We start from the raw sequence: 16555 nt of genomic DNA on the forward strand, positions 1-16555 counted from the left end.
ATGTCGGCCGGGTGGTTCTTTAGAGCCGATGGCGTGTCCCCCTGCTGGGGTGTAGGGCCCGGTTGTGACGCGGGCCCGCTCTCGGTCGGCTGGTCTCCACTCGCCTCGGCTGGTTCGGTCACGGCCGTCCTGCTGCGGTGGATCACACTGTGGAGTTGTCAGCGGTGCATTCGTGCAGCTCAGAGCAGCCCAAAGAAGGCCCCTCTTGAGTCGTTGATCAGCAGTTGGGCCACCGTTTCCGGGGCGCCCTGCTTGTTGACAAGCCTCTCCGCGTTGAGCTCCGGAATCGAATGACGGCTTGTCATATCGGGCCTTTCACAGACGTGTTGGCCTCACGACAAACATGGTGCACCTAGTGCACTAGGTTGGCAAGTGGCTCGGCCTACCTGAAGGGAATGGATGCGAGGAGACTGGTGTACTAGGTACAACAACCCTGACTGGAGGACTATCCCGATGACCGAGTTCCGAGGACAGCCGGCGTACCTTCAGCTGGCCGATGACCTGCGTGAACGGATCCGCAGTGGCAAACTCGCCACAGGCGCCGCGCTGCCATCGGCACAGGAGTTGATCGCAAGTTCCGGCGCTTCAAGCACCGTGGTGAAGAACGCGGTGTCTCTGCTTCGAGCGGAGGGATACGTCGTGGGACACCAGGGCAAGGGGGTCTTCGCGCAGTTTCCGCCTCGACTCGCGGATCACTCGCGCGGTGCGGCGGATTGGGCCCTGCCGCTTCTGCTGGCAGGCCTGGAGGTCGAGGCAGCACTACGCCAGTCACTGGGCAAGAACGGCACCGGTTCCGCAGACGGCGAAGCGGCCCTTGAGCACTGGCGGGAAGCCTTCGATAGCCTGCCCGCAAGCGTCAAGGACCGCTTGGCCAAGCCTTAGCGATCGCTGCCTGAGACGGCCGACCAGGCGTCGGCGACCAACGCCTCAAGGCTGGACCGCTCGGGCTTCCATCCCAGGTCAGTCGTGATCCGGGAAATGTCGGCGACCAGCCGCGGAGGCTCAGGCTGAGGCGGGCGGTGCACTACCGGCACCGGCTTTCCGGTTACCCGTTCAACGGTGGCCACGATCTCGCGCATGCTCGCCGCAGTGGCACCGACGTTGTAGAGCCGATACGGGGCCGACGTGGCCTCAAGGGCCAGCACGTAAGCGCGAGCCAAGTCGTCGACGTGGACGAAATCCCGGACCGCGTCGCCGTCTCCGTTCATTTCAAGGTGCGGGTAGCGGCCGGCCGCCACCGCCACGGCCTTCGGGATGATCCGGCTTTCATCCGCGTCCCCCACCCCCGACACAGCCCCCGAGATGTTGAAACAGCGCAGGCTCACGGCCTCGATCTCGCCCGCCTCGGCTCGGACCCGAAGCGCATCGTCTGCGGCCAGCTTCGAAACGCCGTAGGGGTTGCTCGGCGCGGGCGCCGTGTCCTCGCTGATGGGCTGCCGCTCGGGTGCACCGTAGACCGCCGCGGTGGAACCCAGGATGACCCTCGGGGTCAGATTCGGGGATGCGGCGGCCAGTGCATCAAGCAGTGCCACGGTGCCGCTGGCGTTCACGTCCTGGTACTCCTCCGGACGGTCGAAGGATTCACGAACCCGGGTGAGAGCCGCGAGGTGGCACACGCCCTCGACGCCTTCGAGCGCTGCCGCAAGAGCCGTCTTGTCCCGGATATCGCCGCGGACGAGCTGCGAAACCGGCAGCTCCGGGAGGGGAGCATCTGCTGGCCGATGCGTGAGTGCCACGACCTCATGTCCCACTTCGGCGAGCCGTCGTACAACCGCGTTGCCTACGAACCCGTAGGCGCCGGTCACAAGTACGCGCACTGATCTGCCTCTCAGCCCAGGATGAGCCCGCGATGCTGCCACGCCAGGTCGAGGCACGCGGCGGCGGCGGATGCCAGAGGTTCATTGTCCAGCAGACGCCGGATGTTGGGCTCGGTGAATTCGATCCCGGTACCGCTGCCACCGACTCGGCCAGCCACGACCGAGCCTTCGGAGTTCCGCGACACCATGCCGGAGAAGACGGAGTCGTAAACGTCGGCGTCGATGACGACCACGCTCAGAATCTCCCCCGCCAGCGTGAGCGGGTCCAGGCCGATCCCGAAGCAAAACGGGCGCACCTTGCCCTCCCGGCGCGCCTGGTTGAGCGTCCGGAACGGCTCCGTACCGTCATAGTCGATCGGCTCGCCGCTACTGCCGTCTGCTTCGGGATCGCCGAGGAACTCTTCCGCGTACTCGCGCAGCACGTTGCGCCAGAGGTTGAAGTCGTTCGACTGGTCCCAGGGCATCACCGAGGACGGCTGGAACACCCCCGCTGGCATGACGTGGTAGTTCCCGCCGGCCAACGCAACGTTGCTCGCGGACCGGTGGTGGAGTGGGAACGATGCGCCTTCGGGGCCCAGCCGGATAGTCAGGGTGTCGATCGACGGCAGCAACGGCCGGTGAGCCAGGTCAAAGGGGTCTCCAACCAGAGCCCGGAAGGGAAGTTCCGCCCAACTTGGATCGCCGATCCACGCTGGGTCGCTGCCCGTCTTCAGCCAAGCGCTCGCCAGCTCGTGCGCCACTCCCTCGCAGACGTCGGCCATGTCGAAGTAGGTCGTGTACCCGAACGACAACTTCGGCCGGCCGTCCGCTTGGGCGACATCGAGCAGGCGGAAGCTCGGACGGTTCACGAAAAGGGACGGTCGGTCGATCATCCTGATGGCTTGGGTGTAACGATCGAACTTGGCGCCGTTCGCCGCGAGCGGCCGGACGCCCTCGGACTCCTTCTCCCGCCCGCTCACCTCAGGGGGACGCGTCTGGGTGAGCCAGGACAACTCGATGTCAGCGAAATCGACTGGCTCGGGCCACATCCAAGACTCACGGGTGAGCACCGGGCTCTTTCCGGCGCGGGGGACGTCCGGATATAGGCGCGCGGCGGCCTGAGTGAGGTCGGCCCGGTGCCGGTTGAGCTCGCGACGCGTCATGCGCCATCGACGCTGGTCATCGACAGCGGCAAGCGGGCTCCGCTCGCCAGTGTCATGACCGGAGGCGACCGTGACCACGGCTTCGGCAGGCGGGAGCAAGCCAAGCTCTTCCTCGGGTAGGGCCAGTGCGGCAGCGAGCCTGCGAAGCTCAACCATGTCCCGGATAGTCCGCTTGCCACGTTCGAGCAAGGACACGTACGACTGGTCGTAGCCGAGCAGGTCGGCAAGATCCTGTTGCTTGAGCTTGTGGAGCGCCCGATACGCCTTGAGCACATCGGCGAGGTTCGAGCCGTCGGGAGGGGCGCTCCGCTCCGTGTCCCCGGCAAGCCAGTGCGGCGCGGACGGCTCAGGCGATAGCGCCTGCGGATGGCCGCCAGAGGCCTTAGGGCCGACAGCTCTGCGGCAGGGGCTGCACACGGTATCGGTGTTGCTTCGGCTTAACTTCGTGCCGCACCTGGTGCAGAGGGATGGTGCCGGCGCAACAGTCATGGGTTTCCAGATCCTTCGGTGGGACGGCAATGATTCCCGTGATGCGGTTCCCGTGCGAGGTTCGCTACCTCACCACGGCGGTCGCGTCCGAGCTTGGCCCGTCGATGTGGGGAGAAGCTGCCCTGGACGGCCGTGACCGCCTTGTACGGCCATCCGGACAGTTGGAAGACTCCGCCCTCAGTGGGAGGCACCCCCAGAAGGATTGGGCTGCGGCCAGGTCAGGTGTTCCAGCAGAATGCCCACGGTTTTGCAGCCCCGAACGAAGTCGCGCGCTGCTTGGGGAGTGACGACGGTGGTTCCATGCACGGTGGTGTTGCGCAGAGTGCGGAGGTCGTGCATCAGGGCGACTGCGTCCTGCTCCAGCCCTGCTTGCTGCAACATCCGAACCAGCTCGCCTGGCGCCACTCGCCCCGGTGCGACCGGACGCCGTGGCTTCACGCTTGGGTACAACGTGAGGATCTCCTCAGCGTAGGTCTGCAAAGCGTTCCAAGCAGAGACGATCGCTCCTGTTGGGGAACGCTCGATGACGTCATCTGGCTGATCAATTGCCGACCAGAGGGTGGGCAAGTGTCGGCGTACCGTCTCACCCGGAGGCTCCTCAGACGGCGCTGGTTCAGGCTCGGGCTCAGGCTCGGGCCGCGGTTCAGGCTCGGGCTCAGGCTCGGGCTCGGGCCGCGGATCAGGCTCGGGCTCAGGCTCGGGCTCGGGCCGCGGATCAGGCTCCGGCTCAGGCTCGGGCCGCGGTTCAGGCTCCGGCCGCGGTTCAGGCTCCGGCTCGGGCCTCGGGCGGCCGGTCGATATCAGCCCTTCCTCTTCCGCTACCGCTTCGGCGCGATCACGAACGCGACGTGCCTCGTTTTGGAACTCCAAGGCTCCGGCTGGCGTTTCTACACGGCTCAACCGCCCGATAGCTTCACCAACGCGGTCACGCCATGCCCAAACCAACGCCAGCGTAACCGCAGGCCATACGAGGGCCTGTACGTACTTGAGGACCATCTCAGCAACTTCCACGCACGTATGGTGACGCCCCTGTGCGATCGTGCGCCACACAATCGGTTGCCCGGATTCTGGTCCAACCACACTGAGGCCAATGTTGTCCTGGTTCTTGTCCAGTGCGCTGACGGACGCCGTCGTTCACCCGCGTACACGCACCCCCGCTGATCAGCCGCACGAACGCCTGTGAACGCCCGTGAACGGCCATACGGACAGTTGGAAAGCATGTTGGGGGGCAACCCCTCACGAGTTCGAAATTACTGGCTTTGCCGAGGTGCGGAGGGCCAGGCGGCGAGGTGAGCCTCGTGGACCTTCAGCGCCTCATGCATATTCAGCGCGAGCAGAGAGACAGGAAAACGAACCTCTGTCGCATCCTTCAGGCCGTCACGCAAGGCGTCGGTCAACTCATCAAGAGTTGGCATTTCACACAGCCTGCGCACTGTCTGAAACAGGGCATGTTCCCACTGTTCAAATGAGACAGCGTCGGGCCCATCCACGACTTCATCGCGATTCCCATGCGAGCGATAAAGCTCCCTCCACATCACCGTGTATGGATCTATTTCTGAGACACCTCGTCGGACTGTCCAAGCATCCACAGGTATCCTCCAAGCCAGACGCCTTTTGGACCTACTAGGGCGCCTACGACCTGCAACCCGAATGAAACCGCGGAGTTTTATCGCCCGCCCCCTGACATCACCTCTGACGTGGGATGTAACGCTCCAGTAGTCCAGTAGAAATGTGACTCTACTGTGAGGCTCTAGCCGCACCAACGTATCCGTTACCGCCACATGCGACCCATTCCCGTTGAAAGCAAACATCCTCGGGCAGATCGAATAGCGCCGCTTGTCGGTTCCGTAGATCGCGAGCGCCGGACCGTGAATCGTCACGCTCGATCGCCCGGGGTTCTCGACTACCAGCTGGGCCACCTCAATATTCCCTCGATTTGGCCCGGCTCCGAATGGGTACGGCATTTCCCACTTACCAGTGTCATTCGTGGCGATACTGTATCCACCGTTCATGATCCCAGCATTCAGGTACACGCGGACTCGACCACCGTCGAGCACGTGCTTAATAACTTGCCATCCAAGTGAAAACGCTGCTGTGAAGAAGCTCAGGCTTGCCACGAAAAACGCCCAGGTGGCTACCGGTAGTCCGAAGAACTCTGCGGCTGGGGATGTCATCACGCCATGCTAGCCATGCACGCTCGCGCGGCCAGCCGGTCATCCCAACACAGATGCATGGCCGCACAAGTTGGCTCGTCGCGCAGACTCGCCGGCCCAGCACCTCTGGCTGCCGCGGCCCAGCTCCGCAGGACTCCGTGCACGATATGCGATAGACCCCTGCCCGGACATGGCCGCTTAGTAGAGAAGGAGCAGCTCAGGGCTCGTCCGACAGTCGCTCACGACACGGGGCTCTGTCGCGTCCGGTTCTGGCTAGCTACGCCTCGGCCTCGTGCCCGCCTGTACCACGACCCCTCGCTCCGTCTCAGTTTCCGTCTCGTTCATCGACGTACGCGCGCGTCCGGGGATGTTCGAGGAGCCCTTGACCGCCCCGTGTCCGCACGGGGATGAACGACAGTGAACGACTACGGATCGAGCCCTGCCCAGCCAAGACAATCCTGCAAAGCGGGTTACGCCGGTTCGAATCCGGTCACGGCTTCGCGGCGGGCCGTCCAGGGGCAGGCGCACCCCTGGGCGGCCTTCGCCCTTTCCGGCTCAGGCTCCGCAGCTTTCCGGCTCAGGCTCCGCAGCCGGTCTGCTCCTTGGCGAAGCCCAGGTACTTCTTCATGAGCCCCGCGAACAGGGGGCGGCGTTCCTCCTGCTCGATGTGCTCCGTCGAGCCGTCGAGCCACAGCTTGAGCTCGAAGGCCTCGGTGGGACCGTTGCAGGAGAGGAAGACCGCGGCGCCGCCGTCCCACAGCTTGCCGTTCTCCACGAAGGGAAGCGGCTCCGGTTTCTGCTCGTCGACCGCAGGGGCCCAGAAGAAGTGCTGTCCTTGCGGCAGACGCTCGGCCGACGCGAAGAACCGGGTCTTCCCGTCCACGTAGATGTTGCAGAGCGCGCTCTTGCGGCCGGCGCTCAGACGGACATCCGCCGGCCCGTCCACCCGCACCTCCTCTCCCGTACCCATGAGGGGGGCGAGCTCCGTCGGGGTGAAGGCCCCGAAGCAGGTGGACCCGGGCAGCGCGGGCGGAGCCGGCGCCTTGCCGCCGGAGCAGCCGGCGAGCAGGGCCGCGCCCACGGCGACGGCGACGGCGACGACCGCACGAGGGGTGCGGGGACGGGGCATCAGGAGCCTCCGTTCATGGTGGCCACCAGGTCCCGGCCGACCGAGTAGGCGTTGGCCGTCTCCGTGGACGCGACACCCGCGTAGGAGTCGACGGTCCGCTCGGACAGTCCGGATCCGCGGGCCGCGATGCGGACCGACGCCGCGGCCGAGTCGGACGCTCCGGTCTGTGCGCGCACGTACTCCTCGCCCGCCTTCTGGTTGCTGTCCTCGACCTTCTTCGCGGCGTCCTTCTCGGCCCCCTCGACCACGCTCTCCGTGATGTCCTCCTGGAGCCATTCGACGACGTCGCCGGCCAGCGGCACCAGTTCGAGGTACTTGCCGCCCGCCGCGGTGATACCGCGGTTGACCCACTTGGCGTTGTCCTCGACGCCCTTGACGTACTCCTCCTGCTTGTGGGCGTTCTCGCCGAACGTGCCCTCCGCCCGGGCCTCGGACAGCATGCCGGCGATCTGCCCGCCGGGGTGCACCGCGACCTTGACGGCCGCATCGACGTCGTCGTACTCGGCCCGATGGGTGAAGACGTCGTTGACCAATGCCGTGGTGAAGGTCCGCTGGGCCGTGGTCATCGCACCGTAGGCGTCCGGATCCTGGCCGACCGCCCCGATGAACCGGGCCATGCCGGCCTTGTCGAACTCGGCCATCTCGCCGTTGGCCTTGATCGTCCCGCTGCCGTTCTCCGCGGCGGCCTGGAGGTCCGGCATGTACTCGGCCGCCATCTGGCCGAAGTGCCCGGACAGCCCGTTCAGCGGCCCGTCCGGGTCCTTCGGGTCCGCGTCGACCAGCTCCGGCTTGTCACCGATCTTCTCGACGATCCGTTCCATGACGGCCGCCATCTCCTTGGTGTGCGGGACCGGCGGGGAGTCCTCGTCGCCGGGGCCGCGGTGCGAGACGGCCGCCATCAGGGCGTCGCCGAGTGCCTGCTGGGCCGGGTGCAGGTCGCCGGTCCGCGAGATGTCGAAGCTGTCCATGTACGGCTTCTTGTCGAGCATGTAGTCGACCATGCCCTGGTCCTTGCCGTGCTGGCCGCCGACCGGCTTGTCGTCCTTCGTGACGATGCCGTCCTTGTTGCTGTCCTCGCGGACGGGCTCGTTGAAGAAGGCGGTCGCCGCGTCCGGGTTGTTGCCCAGCGCCTCCATCAGGCCGGTCAGCGGGTAGAAGCCGCGGCCGTCCTGGCCCTGGCTGAGGACCGACTCCAGCCCGTACGGGGTGTGGAACTCCCAGGCCCTCGGGTCCTTGCGGTCCATGGCGACCATGTCGCGGCCGACCGAGGTGAGGAACTCGGTGTCGTACTTCCCCTCGCGCAGCAGCGCGCCCAGCGCCTGGTACCCGTAGATCTGCTGCACGCCGCCGTAGACGGCCATCTCCTTGCGGCCCGCCTTCATCAGCTGGGTCGTCCACGCCGCGTCGAGGTGGTTGGGGACGTCCTTGTGCGTCGCGAGGCCGAGCATCGCGCCCATGTCGCTCTGGATGTTCGCCACCATCAGCGCGCGGTCCTTGCCCGGCTGTCCCAGGCCCGTCGCGTCGAGGGACATCCTGGAGTACATCTCCAGCGTGCCCTCGGCGCCGATCGTCCGGTAGAAGCCCGTGGCGAACTCGGGGTCCGTACGGTTGTCGTCGAGGAGTTCCTCCAGCTCGCGCAGCGCCTCGACGTTGCGCGCCGTGCCGCCGTCGCCGGTGACCTTCTTCATCAGGTCGGCGGCGCGGGCCGCCTGTTCGGCGTCGAGGGTGGTGAACTTGGCTCCGCTGAAGTCGTGTTCGTCGGCGACGTTCGCCCGGAGGACCCGGACCAGGGAGTCGTCGGCGTCCTGGGCGTCCTCGACGGCCCGGTTGATCCGGGCCTGCCACGCGCTGCGGTTCGCGTTCAGGGTCTGCTGGTAGTCGGGGTCGTGCCGGGCCGCGTTGCGCTCCCCTTCGGTGGGCAGCGGGATGGCGGTGACCCGCCCGTCGGCGTCGACCTGGAAGCCGGCCGCCGGGGCCTCCGCGGCGAGCTTCTTCAGCTCGTCCCGGGCGGCCTTGAACGTCGCGTGCGCGTCGGCGAGGACCTGGTACATGCCCTTGGCGGCCTTGGCCGCGTCCTCGAACTCCTTGGCCGTCTTGTCGACGAACCCGCGCGCCACTCCTGCGGTGACCCCGCTCCACTCGGCCTTGTCGGACTTCACCTTCATGCCGTTGCGAGCGGCCTCGGCCAGCTCGTCCAGCTTGCCGGCCATCGCCGTCCAGTCGGTGACGGCCGTCTGGAGCTTGTCCAGGGGCGCGTTCATCACGTTCTCGTACGTCAGCATCCGGGCGCCTACTTCAGGTACTTGTCTATCGCGGACGCGGAGAAGTCCGCCCGGAGCTGCTGCTCGTCCTTGGCGTGGGAGGCGAGCGAGTAGTTCAGCCCGTTGGAGATGTTGGCGCAGGCGGCCACCAGGGTCTTCACCTGGCTCTCCCAGGCACTGTTGACCTTGAGCAGCGCCGCCCCGGAGGCGAAGGCCTCCTTGGTGAGGGCGGCGGCCGCCTCGGCGGTGGCGGTGGCGGCGTGCTTGCCGTCGGTCTGCAGGCGCGTGTGCAGCTTGTACGCCTCGGAGCCGATCGCACCGATGTGGTCCTGATTGAGCTCAAGGTCACCGCCGCCACCACCGCCGCCGGGATCGGCGGGCGCCTGATTGAGGCGCATGGTGACACCGGCGGTGGCCGTGGCGCGAGCCGCCGACCACTCCTCGTCGAACGACATCGCGTGGACTCCCGAAGGCAGGGTGCAGGTCAGACCGGCCCCGGGTCAGCGGTTGCGTCGTACGACGACCACGGCCACGGCTCCACCGATCAGCACGCAGGCTGCCAGACCGAGCCCGATCCAGGGAAGCGCGCTGCCGCCCTTCTTCCCCTCGGCCTGCGCGGCGGGCTTGGACGCGGCGGCGTCGGGAGCCTTGGCGTCGGGAGCCGCGGAGGGCTTCTTGGCGGCGTCCGCGGCCGCGAGGTCGGGCAGCGGATAGACGTCGGCCGGACCGGGGTCACCGGGATTCTTCAGCGCGACACTGGGCCGGACCACGCCGTAGCCGACGTAGTCGTTGCGCTGGGAGCCGTCGAAGGGCTTGCCTGCGGTGTTCAACAGGACCCGCAGGACCTGGTTGTTGGTCCAGTCGGGGTGGGCGGACCAGAGGAGTGCGGCAGAGGCGGAGGCGAGGGCTGAGGCGTCACTGGTGCCGTGGGTCTTGCACAGCCCCGACTTCGCGGTGCAAGCCGTAACGATGTCCATGCCGAGTGCAGCCAAGTCCACCTGGGGACCGTGCTGAGATTCCTTCGTCGGCTCGCCCGTGGCGTCCACCGCTCCAACGCCGACCGCTCCAGGAGTCCCGGCCGGGTAGAGAAGCCTGTTGGTTGAATTCCCGTTGTTGCCGACACCCGCGAAGATCAGTTTCCCCTTGGAGAGGGCGTACTTCACCGCTTCGGCTCGGTCTCGGTCGTCCTCTGGCTTCCCGCCTGTGGCCAGAGAAATATTGATGACCTTGGCTTCCGAGTCCGCGGCGTATCGAATGGCCGCGACAATCGACGGGGTATTCGCCCCTTCCAGCACGTCAGGCACACGGATCGGGAGGATCTTGACCCCGGGCGCAAGCCCGTAGGCGCCTTCGCCACTCGGGTGCTTGCCGCTGGCAGCAATCATGGCGGAAATTCCTGTGCCGTGACCGTCGTAGTCGTTGTCTTGGTCGCCCGGGGCATCGCCGGCAGGAAAGACCGCACCGGGAACGACTTGCCCTTGAAGTTCCGGGATGCGCTTGAGACCGGTATCGATCACCGCGACGGTGATTCCCTTACCGGTGGTGATCTTCCAGATCTCGTCGGCCTTCATGGCGTCGAGATGCCATTGCTGGGATCGAATGGTCTCCGCATGGGCCGGGGTCGCGGCGACCCCGGCCAGAAGGAGACCCACCAGGGCCGAGGTCGCCTTGCGCATGCGCATCCCGTGCAATGTCCGTTCTGCTTGTATACCTCGGCGCCGATCGCACCGATGTGGACCTGATCGAGATCTCGACCACCGCCACACGGGCGGCGGGGATGGCGCGAGTCGCCGATCACTCCTCGTCGAACGGCATGGCGTGGCCCTCCGGGCCAGAGTCAGTACTGCCCGTTCAGGTACGAGAGGCAGGTCAGCGGCTGCGTCGTACGACGACCACGGTCACGGCTCCACCGATCAGCACGCAGGCTCCCAGCCCGAGGGCGATCCAGGGCAGCGCGCTGCCGCTCTTCTCCTCGGCCTGCGCGGCGGGCTTGGACGCGGCGGCGTCGGGAGCCTTGGCGTCCCCGGCGGGCGAGGGCAACTTGGCCCCGTCCGCCGCGGCCAGGTCCGGCAAGGGGTACACGTCCGCGGGACCGGGGTCACCGGGCGTCTGGAGCGCGATCCGGGGGCGGACCACTCCATAGCCGACGTAGTCGTTGCGCTCGACGCCGTCGGTGGGCTTCCCGGCGGTGTTCAGAAGGACCCGCAGGACCTGATTGTTGGTCCAGTCGGGATGGGCGGACCAGATGAGGGCAGCGGAGGCAGAGGCGAAGGCAGAGGCGTCACTTGTGCCGTGGGTCTTGCAGAGCCCCGACTTACGGATGCAAGCCGAGACGATGTCCATGCCGGGTGCAACCATGTCCACCTGGGGCCCGTGCTGCGACTCCTTGGTCGGTTGGCCGTTCACGTCGACGGCTCCCAGGCCAACCACCCCGGGAGTGGCGGCCGGGTAGAGAACCTCGTTGGTCGAATCCCCATCGTTGCCGACGGCAGCGAAGATCAGCTTCCCCTTGGAGAGCGCGTACTTCACCGCTTCAGCCCGATCCCGATCGTCCTCCGGCTTCGCGGCGATAGCCTTGGAGATGTTGATGATCTTGGCGTCCGAGTCTGCCGCGTACCGAATGGCCGCTACCACCGACGGGGCCTTTGCTGCCTCCAGCACGTCGGGCACACGGATCGGGAGGATCTTGGAGCCGGGTGCAAGCCCGTAGGCACCGTCACCACTCGGATGCTTTCCGGTCCCGGCGATCATCGCGGAGATGCTGGTGCCGTGACCGTCGTAATCGTTGTCCTTGTCGCCCGGAGCATCGCCAGCGGGAAAGACCGTGCCGGGGAGGACTTGCCCTTGGAGTTCCGGGATGCGGTTGACTCCCGAATCGATCACCGCGACGGTGATTCCCTTGCCAGTGCTGGTCTTCCAAATTTCGTCGGCCTTCATGGCGTCGAGATGCCATTGCTGGGATCGGATGGTCTCCGCATGGGCCGGGGTCGCGGCGACCCCGGCCAGAAGGAGACCCACCAGGGCCGAGGTCGCCTTGCGCATGCGCATCCCGTGCAATGTCCGTTCTGCTCAGTCGATCACCGGCGGGACAACACGACGGCTGCCCTGCCAGGTCTCTTCGTCTTCGGCCAGGTAGTCGGGGCGTTCGCCCCCCTGGTCGTTCCGTCGCTTACCCGGAGTCTGCGTGCCGGCGCCCGCGTGGCCCATGGGCCCCATGCCCGCGCCGCCACCGGCGCCATTACGCACGAGACCCGAACCGCCCTGGGTGAACGGCTGACCGCCGGCAACCGGGCGACCGACGGCACCGGTCTGACGCCCTCCGACGACGCCTCCCGGCTCCGAAGCAAGTCGGCGTCCGGCAGCGAAGCCTCCCTGGCTGCCGCCGTGGGCACCACCACCGACGCCGTGGCCCATACCGCCGCCACCCATGGGACGGCCCGCCTGGGCGCCTTCGCCGATGACCGTACCTCGCGGAATACCCGAGCTGGGGCCGGTGGACGTCACGGGACGGCCGCCCATGATGCCGCTGTCACGCGGGAGCAAGCCGGGCAGGCCACCGCCCTTGTTGAGGGGACCGCTCGTACCCGGAACAGGGATACCGGGGCCGAAGGTGCCGGGGAGACCCGGCCCCTTCACCCCGCTGATCGGCGGTACTGCGAGAGGCGGTACGAAGGGGCCAGGGGTGGGCCCGCCCGGGCCCGTGGGCAGCGGGCCACCGGGCGTCGGCGTCACCGGAGGCAGCGTCTGGCTCGGAGGCAGCGTGCCGACGGTGTCGAGGTCCACCTCTACGTCACGGTCGGGGGTGACCGGCGCGGGCAGTGTCGTCGTCGGCAGGGTGTTGTCCGGCTGCGGCTGACGCCCGGGCACCCATCCAGGTTCGCTCGACGAGGGCGCACCAATCGACGGGCCCGACGTCGTGGATGAGGGACCGGCAGAGCTGCCGCCTCCGCTGTACCCTCCTCCCGGCCTCTCCATGTCTTCCAGGCCGTCGGACTTGTCCGGTACAAACACCGCCGGCGGCGGCGGGAACGTCGGAATCGTCGCCTTGTTCATCTCGTCGGTCGACTGCTGGTACGACTGCGCCAGGTTCGTCATCAGACGCACCGCCTCGCGGTGGTCCGCGTCCAGCGTCGCCTGCGCCTCCGAGCGGACCTGCGCCGCGTCCGGGTCGTTGTGGTGCTCGATGGCCGCTGCGAGGTTCTTGGTCGCGGTCGCGTCAACGGCGGTCATCTTCGTGGCCTCGGTCATCGTCTGGACGACCTTGCCCATCCACTCCCCGCCCTTGGCGCTGTACTCGCCCAGGCGCAGCGTCGCATTGCCCGCGCGGCCCACCCACTCCTGGAAGGCGCGCGCTCCCTCGCCCTCCCAGCCGGTCACGACGTGCTTCTTGAGTGCCTCGCCGATCGTCTCGATCTTCTTGGCGGCCGCAGCCAGTTGGTCGGCCCGCTCCTGGACCGAGGCAGGATCCAGCGAGGCGACCATGTCCCGCATCTGCTGGTGCGTGAAGCCTTCGAATTCCGTTGCCATCAGTAGGTAACTCCCGAAGTGCTGGGCGACGGAGTCGGAGACGTTGACGCCGACGACTGGTTGGCTTCCTTCAGGCGGCGCTGTTCCTCCGGCCACGGGTCGCGGTCCGCCACGTACTCCCTCTTCGCTTCTCTGGCAATCGTCGCCATGCGCCGCTTCGTCTCCTCGTCCACGTCGCCGTAGCCCTTGCCCGCCGACAGGACCGCGATGCCCAGGGCCTCGATCTGCCCCGCCAGCCCCTTCGAGAGCTTTTCCAGCTCAGTGACGACCGTGCCGTACGACTTGAACAGCGCGTCGACCTCCGCGAAGCCCTTGCCGAGCTTGCCCGCCGGCAGCTTGCTGTCCGCCAGCTTCTTGTGGTCCGCGTCCGAGCCGGTGAGGTCGTCCAGGAGGCCGTCCACCATCTTCTTGTACTCGGCCAGCGAGTCGAACTCGACCCGCAGCGCCGCGCTGGCAGCGCTGTAGGCCGCCCCCGCGATCGCGCCCAGCGGGCCCGCGATCCCCAGCGTGAGGGCCGTTGCTACTTGGCTCGCCCCGTTGTCGTCTGCCACGTTGGCCTCCCCGACTCCCCGTCATCCCCGTGGGCGCGGCGTTTCCGCCGCTCCCCGTCCCCGTTCGCACCCGTGTCCGCGCGTACGCGCACACCGGTACCGATCACTCTAGCGATCGGCAACGACAGCCCCAAGTCCGGGGTTGCACGTGCAATGCGGGTCACACGGTCACGAGTTGGGCGTGGCCACCGCCGCGGAAGGCCTGATCGGCAGGCGGTTGACCGGGCGGCCCGTGGCTGCGCGGACCGCTGCGGCCACCGCTGCCGGGGTCGTCACCACGGGGACCGCGCTCGCCGCCTTCGCGCCGAACGGGGCCACCACATCGCGCTCTTCGACCAGCTTGACGATGCGGACCGCCGGGGCGTCCAGTGCCGTCGGCAGGGCGTAGCCCGTCAGGTCGGGGTGGCGGATCAGGCCGGAGACCGTGCGGAGGTTCTCCGTCAGGGCCGCGCCCACGCCCTGCGTGACGCCCGCCTCGATACGGGCCTCCAGCTGACGGGGGTTCAGGATGCGGCCCACGTCCTGGGCCACCGCGAGTTCCACGACCCGGACCGAGCCCAGTTCGACGTCCACGTCCACCACCGCGCGGATCGCGCAGAAGGCGAGGCCCACGAAGGCGTCGCCCTGGCCGTCCGCGTCCAGGGGTTCCGTGGGGTGGGGGCGGCACTGGGCCGTCGCCCAGAGTTCCTTGCCGGCCATGGCCTCCGCCACCGACATCGAGAACGCGCCGTCGTACGAGGTGATGCGGCCGTCCTGGATCTGCAGGAGCTCCGTCGACATGCCCAGCTTGTGGGCCATCGGCTGCAGGAGCTGGGTGCGGACCATCTTGGCCGCCCGCTCCACCGCCCCGCCCGACACCCACGTGTGGCGGCCGTGCGCCGCCGGGCCGGCCGACGGCTGGTCGGTGTCCACCGGGGCCATGACGACCTCGTCGACGCCCAGGACCTCCTGGACGATCTGACGGGCCAGCGTGGCGAATCCCTGGCCGGTGTCGACGGCCGCGCAGATGACCGTGGCGGCGCCGCCCACCACCTTCACCGTGGCCGTGGAGACCTCGTCGGTCCCCTCGGCGCCGAGCATGTGGACCATGCCGACGCCGTAGCCGACGCCGCGCCGTACCGCGCCCGGTTCGCCCGCGCCCTCCGGGCCGCCGGGCAGCAGCCACTCGTCCTCGGGGGTGTCCTTGGGCAGGGCGGGCAGTTCGAAGTCGCGGACCGACCGGAGGAGTTCGGCCACCGGGGCCGGGCAGGTGACCGTCTGGCCGGTCGGGAGGAGGTCTCCCGTCGCCAGGACGTTGCGCATGCGCAGTTCCGCGCCGTCGATGCCGAGGGCGGTCGCGAGCTTGTCCATCTGGCCCTCGTACGCGGCGCACACCTGCATGGCGCCCTCGCCGCGGACGTGGCCCGACGGCGGGTTGTTGGTGCGTACGACCCAGCCCTCGACGAAGGCGTGCGGGACGACGTACGGGCCGCAGGCGAAGGCGACCGCCGCCGCCAGGGACTCGGAGGAGGAGTCGGCGTACGCGCCGCCGTCCATCAGGATCTGCGCCTCGACCTTGACGATGCGGCCCTCCGTGTCCGCGTGGTGGCGGTAGCGCAGCAGGGTCGGGTGCCGGTGGGTGTGGCCGAGGAAGGACTCCTCGCGGGTGGCGACCAGTTTGACCGGGCAGCCCGTGCGCAGGGCGAGCAGGCCGAGCGGGAGCTGGAAGGCGGCGTCCTCGCGGTCGGCCGTCGCGCCCGGCACGCCGGTGACGACCACGCGCACGCGCTCGGGATCCAGTCCGAAGCAGGCGGCGGCCAGGTCGCGGTCGGTGTGCGGGTCGGTGGAGGCGGTGTAGAGCTCCACGCCGCCGTCGGGGCGCGGCACGGCCAGTCCGGCCTCGGCGCCGATGGGGGCGGGGTCCTGGCGGCCGATCCGGTAGAGGCCCTCGACGACGATGTCGCCGGTGGCCTCCGGGTCGCCGTAGCGCAGCGGGATGTGCCGGATCAGGTTGCCGTCGGGGTGCAGGGCGGGGGCGCCGAAGGACTGCTCGGGGTCGGTGACCGGGTCGAGGAGCTCGTACTCGACCGCGATGGCGGCGGCGGCGAGCCGTGCGGTGTCCGGGTGGTCGGCGGCGACGGCGGCGATGGCCTCGCCGTGGTGGCGTACGACGTCGTGCGCGAACACCGGCCGGTCGGCGATGCGGCGGCCGTGCGTGGTGGCGCCGGGCACGTCGGCGTGGGTGACGACGGCGCGGACGCCGGACATCTCGGCGGCGGCCGTGGTGTCGATGGAGAGGATCCGGGCGTGGGCGTGCGGGGAGCGCAGCACGGCGGCCCACAGGAGGCCCTCGGCCCACAGGTCGGCGGCGTACGGGAAGGTGCCCTCGGTCTTGGCGCGGGTGTCCGCGGCGGGGACGGAGGCGCCGATCCCGCGCGGGACCTGCGGCTCGGAGGCCTCGCTGCCGGTGGCGGACAGTGCCGTCACCGTGGTGTTGACCGTTGTGG

The 16555-nt window shown here is 68.3% G+C and carries 11 protein-coding genes; 1 reads left to right on the forward strand and 10 read right to left on the reverse strand.

Going from position 1 to position 16555, the window contains the following annotated elements:
* Positions 1 to 453: 453 nt before the first annotated feature.
* On the forward strand, positions 454 to 882 hold the full coding sequence (locus ACXNSR_RS15120) for a winged helix-turn-helix domain-containing protein (RefSeq protein WP_051837633.1): 429 nt from the start codon (positions 454 to 456) through the stop codon (positions 880 to 882).
* Here ACXNSR_RS15120 and ACXNSR_RS15125 read toward each other — a convergent pair.
* The 10 genes from ACXNSR_RS15125 to ACXNSR_RS15170 all read right to left on the reverse strand — a co-directional run bounded on the left by ACXNSR_RS15125 (position 879) and on the right by ACXNSR_RS15170 (position 16535).
* On the reverse strand, positions 879 to 1874 hold the full coding sequence (locus ACXNSR_RS15125; RefSeq protein ID WP_458642545.1) for an NAD-dependent epimerase/dehydratase family protein: 996 nt from the start codon (positions 1872 to 1874) through the stop codon (positions 879 to 881). The genes ACXNSR_RS15120 and ACXNSR_RS15125 overlap by 4 nt on opposite strands.
* Positions 1829 to 3232, reverse strand: coding sequence for a helix-turn-helix transcriptional regulator (locus ACXNSR_RS15130; RefSeq protein WP_458642546.1), 1404 nt, complete (start codon positions 3230 to 3232; stop codon positions 1829 to 1831). The genes ACXNSR_RS15125 and ACXNSR_RS15130 overlap by 46 nt, the downstream gene beginning before the upstream one ends.
* 2946 nt (positions 3233 to 6178) lie before the next feature.
* Complete coding sequence (locus ACXNSR_RS15135; RefSeq protein ID WP_458642547.1) at positions 6179 to 6730, reverse strand: immunoglobulin domain-containing family protein; 552 nt, start codon at positions 6728 to 6730, stop codon at positions 6179 to 6181.
* The gene (locus ACXNSR_RS15140) at positions 6730 to 9012 is read right to left on the reverse strand and encodes a hypothetical protein (RefSeq protein WP_458642548.1); all 2283 of its coding nucleotides are present in this window, start codon (positions 9010 to 9012) and stop codon (positions 6730 to 6732) included. The genes ACXNSR_RS15135 and ACXNSR_RS15140 overlap by 1 nt, the downstream gene beginning before the upstream one ends.
* Before the next feature lie 8 nt (positions 9013 to 9020).
* The gene (locus ACXNSR_RS15145) at positions 9021 to 9446 is read right to left on the reverse strand and encodes a hypothetical protein (protein WP_458642549.1); all 426 of its coding nucleotides are present in this window, start codon (positions 9444 to 9446) and stop codon (positions 9021 to 9023) included.
* A gap of 45 nt (positions 9447 to 9491) precedes the next feature.
* Entirely contained in the window at positions 9492 to 10673 is a 1182-nt protein-coding gene (gene mycP, locus ACXNSR_RS15150) for a type VII secretion-associated serine protease mycosin (protein ID WP_458642550.1), read from the reverse strand.
* A 187-nt stretch (positions 10674 to 10860) separates the two neighbouring features.
* On the reverse strand, positions 10861 to 12039 hold the full coding sequence (gene mycP / locus ACXNSR_RS15155; RefSeq protein WP_458642551.1) for a type VII secretion-associated serine protease mycosin: 1179 nt from the start codon (positions 12037 to 12039) through the stop codon (positions 10861 to 10863).
* A gap of 21 nt (positions 12040 to 12060) precedes the next feature.
* On the reverse strand, positions 12061 to 13518 hold the full coding sequence (locus tag ACXNSR_RS15160; protein WP_458642552.1) for a WXG100 family type VII secretion target: 1458 nt from the start codon (positions 13516 to 13518) through the stop codon (positions 12061 to 12063).
* Positions 13518 to 14069, reverse strand: coding sequence for a hypothetical protein (locus ACXNSR_RS15165; protein ID WP_458642553.1), 552 nt, complete (start codon positions 14067 to 14069; stop codon positions 13518 to 13520). Before ACXNSR_RS15165 ends, ACXNSR_RS15160 begins: the two co-directional genes overlap by 1 nt.
* 168 nt (positions 14070 to 14237) lie before the next feature.
* Positions 14238 to 16535 carry a xanthine dehydrogenase family protein molybdopterin-binding subunit gene (locus ACXNSR_RS15170; protein ID WP_458643311.1) on the reverse strand — a complete coding sequence of 766 codons (2298 nt, stop codon included), beginning with the start codon at positions 16533 to 16535 and terminating at the stop codon, positions 14238 to 14240.
* Positions 16536 to 16555 lie beyond the last annotated feature (20 nt).

This window comes from Streptomyces sp. NC-S4 (assembly GCF_054353315.1).

Excerpts from the sequence above, each read along its gene's own strand:
- ACXNSR_RS15135 (WP_458642547.1), bottom strand. The coding sequence starts at position 6,730 with ATGCCCCGTCCCCGCACCCCTCGTGCGGTCGTCGCCGTCGCCGTCGCC.
- ACXNSR_RS15140 (WP_458642548.1), bottom strand. The coding sequence starts at position 9,012 with ATGCTGACGTACGAGAACGTGATGAACGCGCCCCTGGACAAGCTCCAG.
- ACXNSR_RS15160 (WP_458642552.1), bottom strand. The coding sequence starts at position 13,518 with ATGGCAACGGAATTCGAAGGCTTCACGCACCAGCAGATGCGGGACATG.
- ACXNSR_RS15145 (WP_458642549.1), bottom strand. The coding sequence starts at position 9,446 with ATGTCGTTCGACGAGGAGTGGTCGGCGGCTCGCGCCACGGCCACCGCC.
- mycP (WP_458642551.1), bottom strand. The coding sequence starts at position 12,039 with ATGCGCATGCGCAAGGCGACCTCGGCCCTGGTGGGTCTCCTTCTGGCC.
- mycP (WP_458642550.1), bottom strand. The coding sequence starts at position 10,673 with ATGCGCATGCGCAAGGCGACCTCGGCCCTGGTGGGTCTCCTTCTGGCC.
- ACXNSR_RS15120 (WP_051837633.1), top strand. The coding sequence starts at position 454 with ATGACCGAGTTCCGAGGACAGCCGGCGTACCTTCAGCTGGCCGATGAC.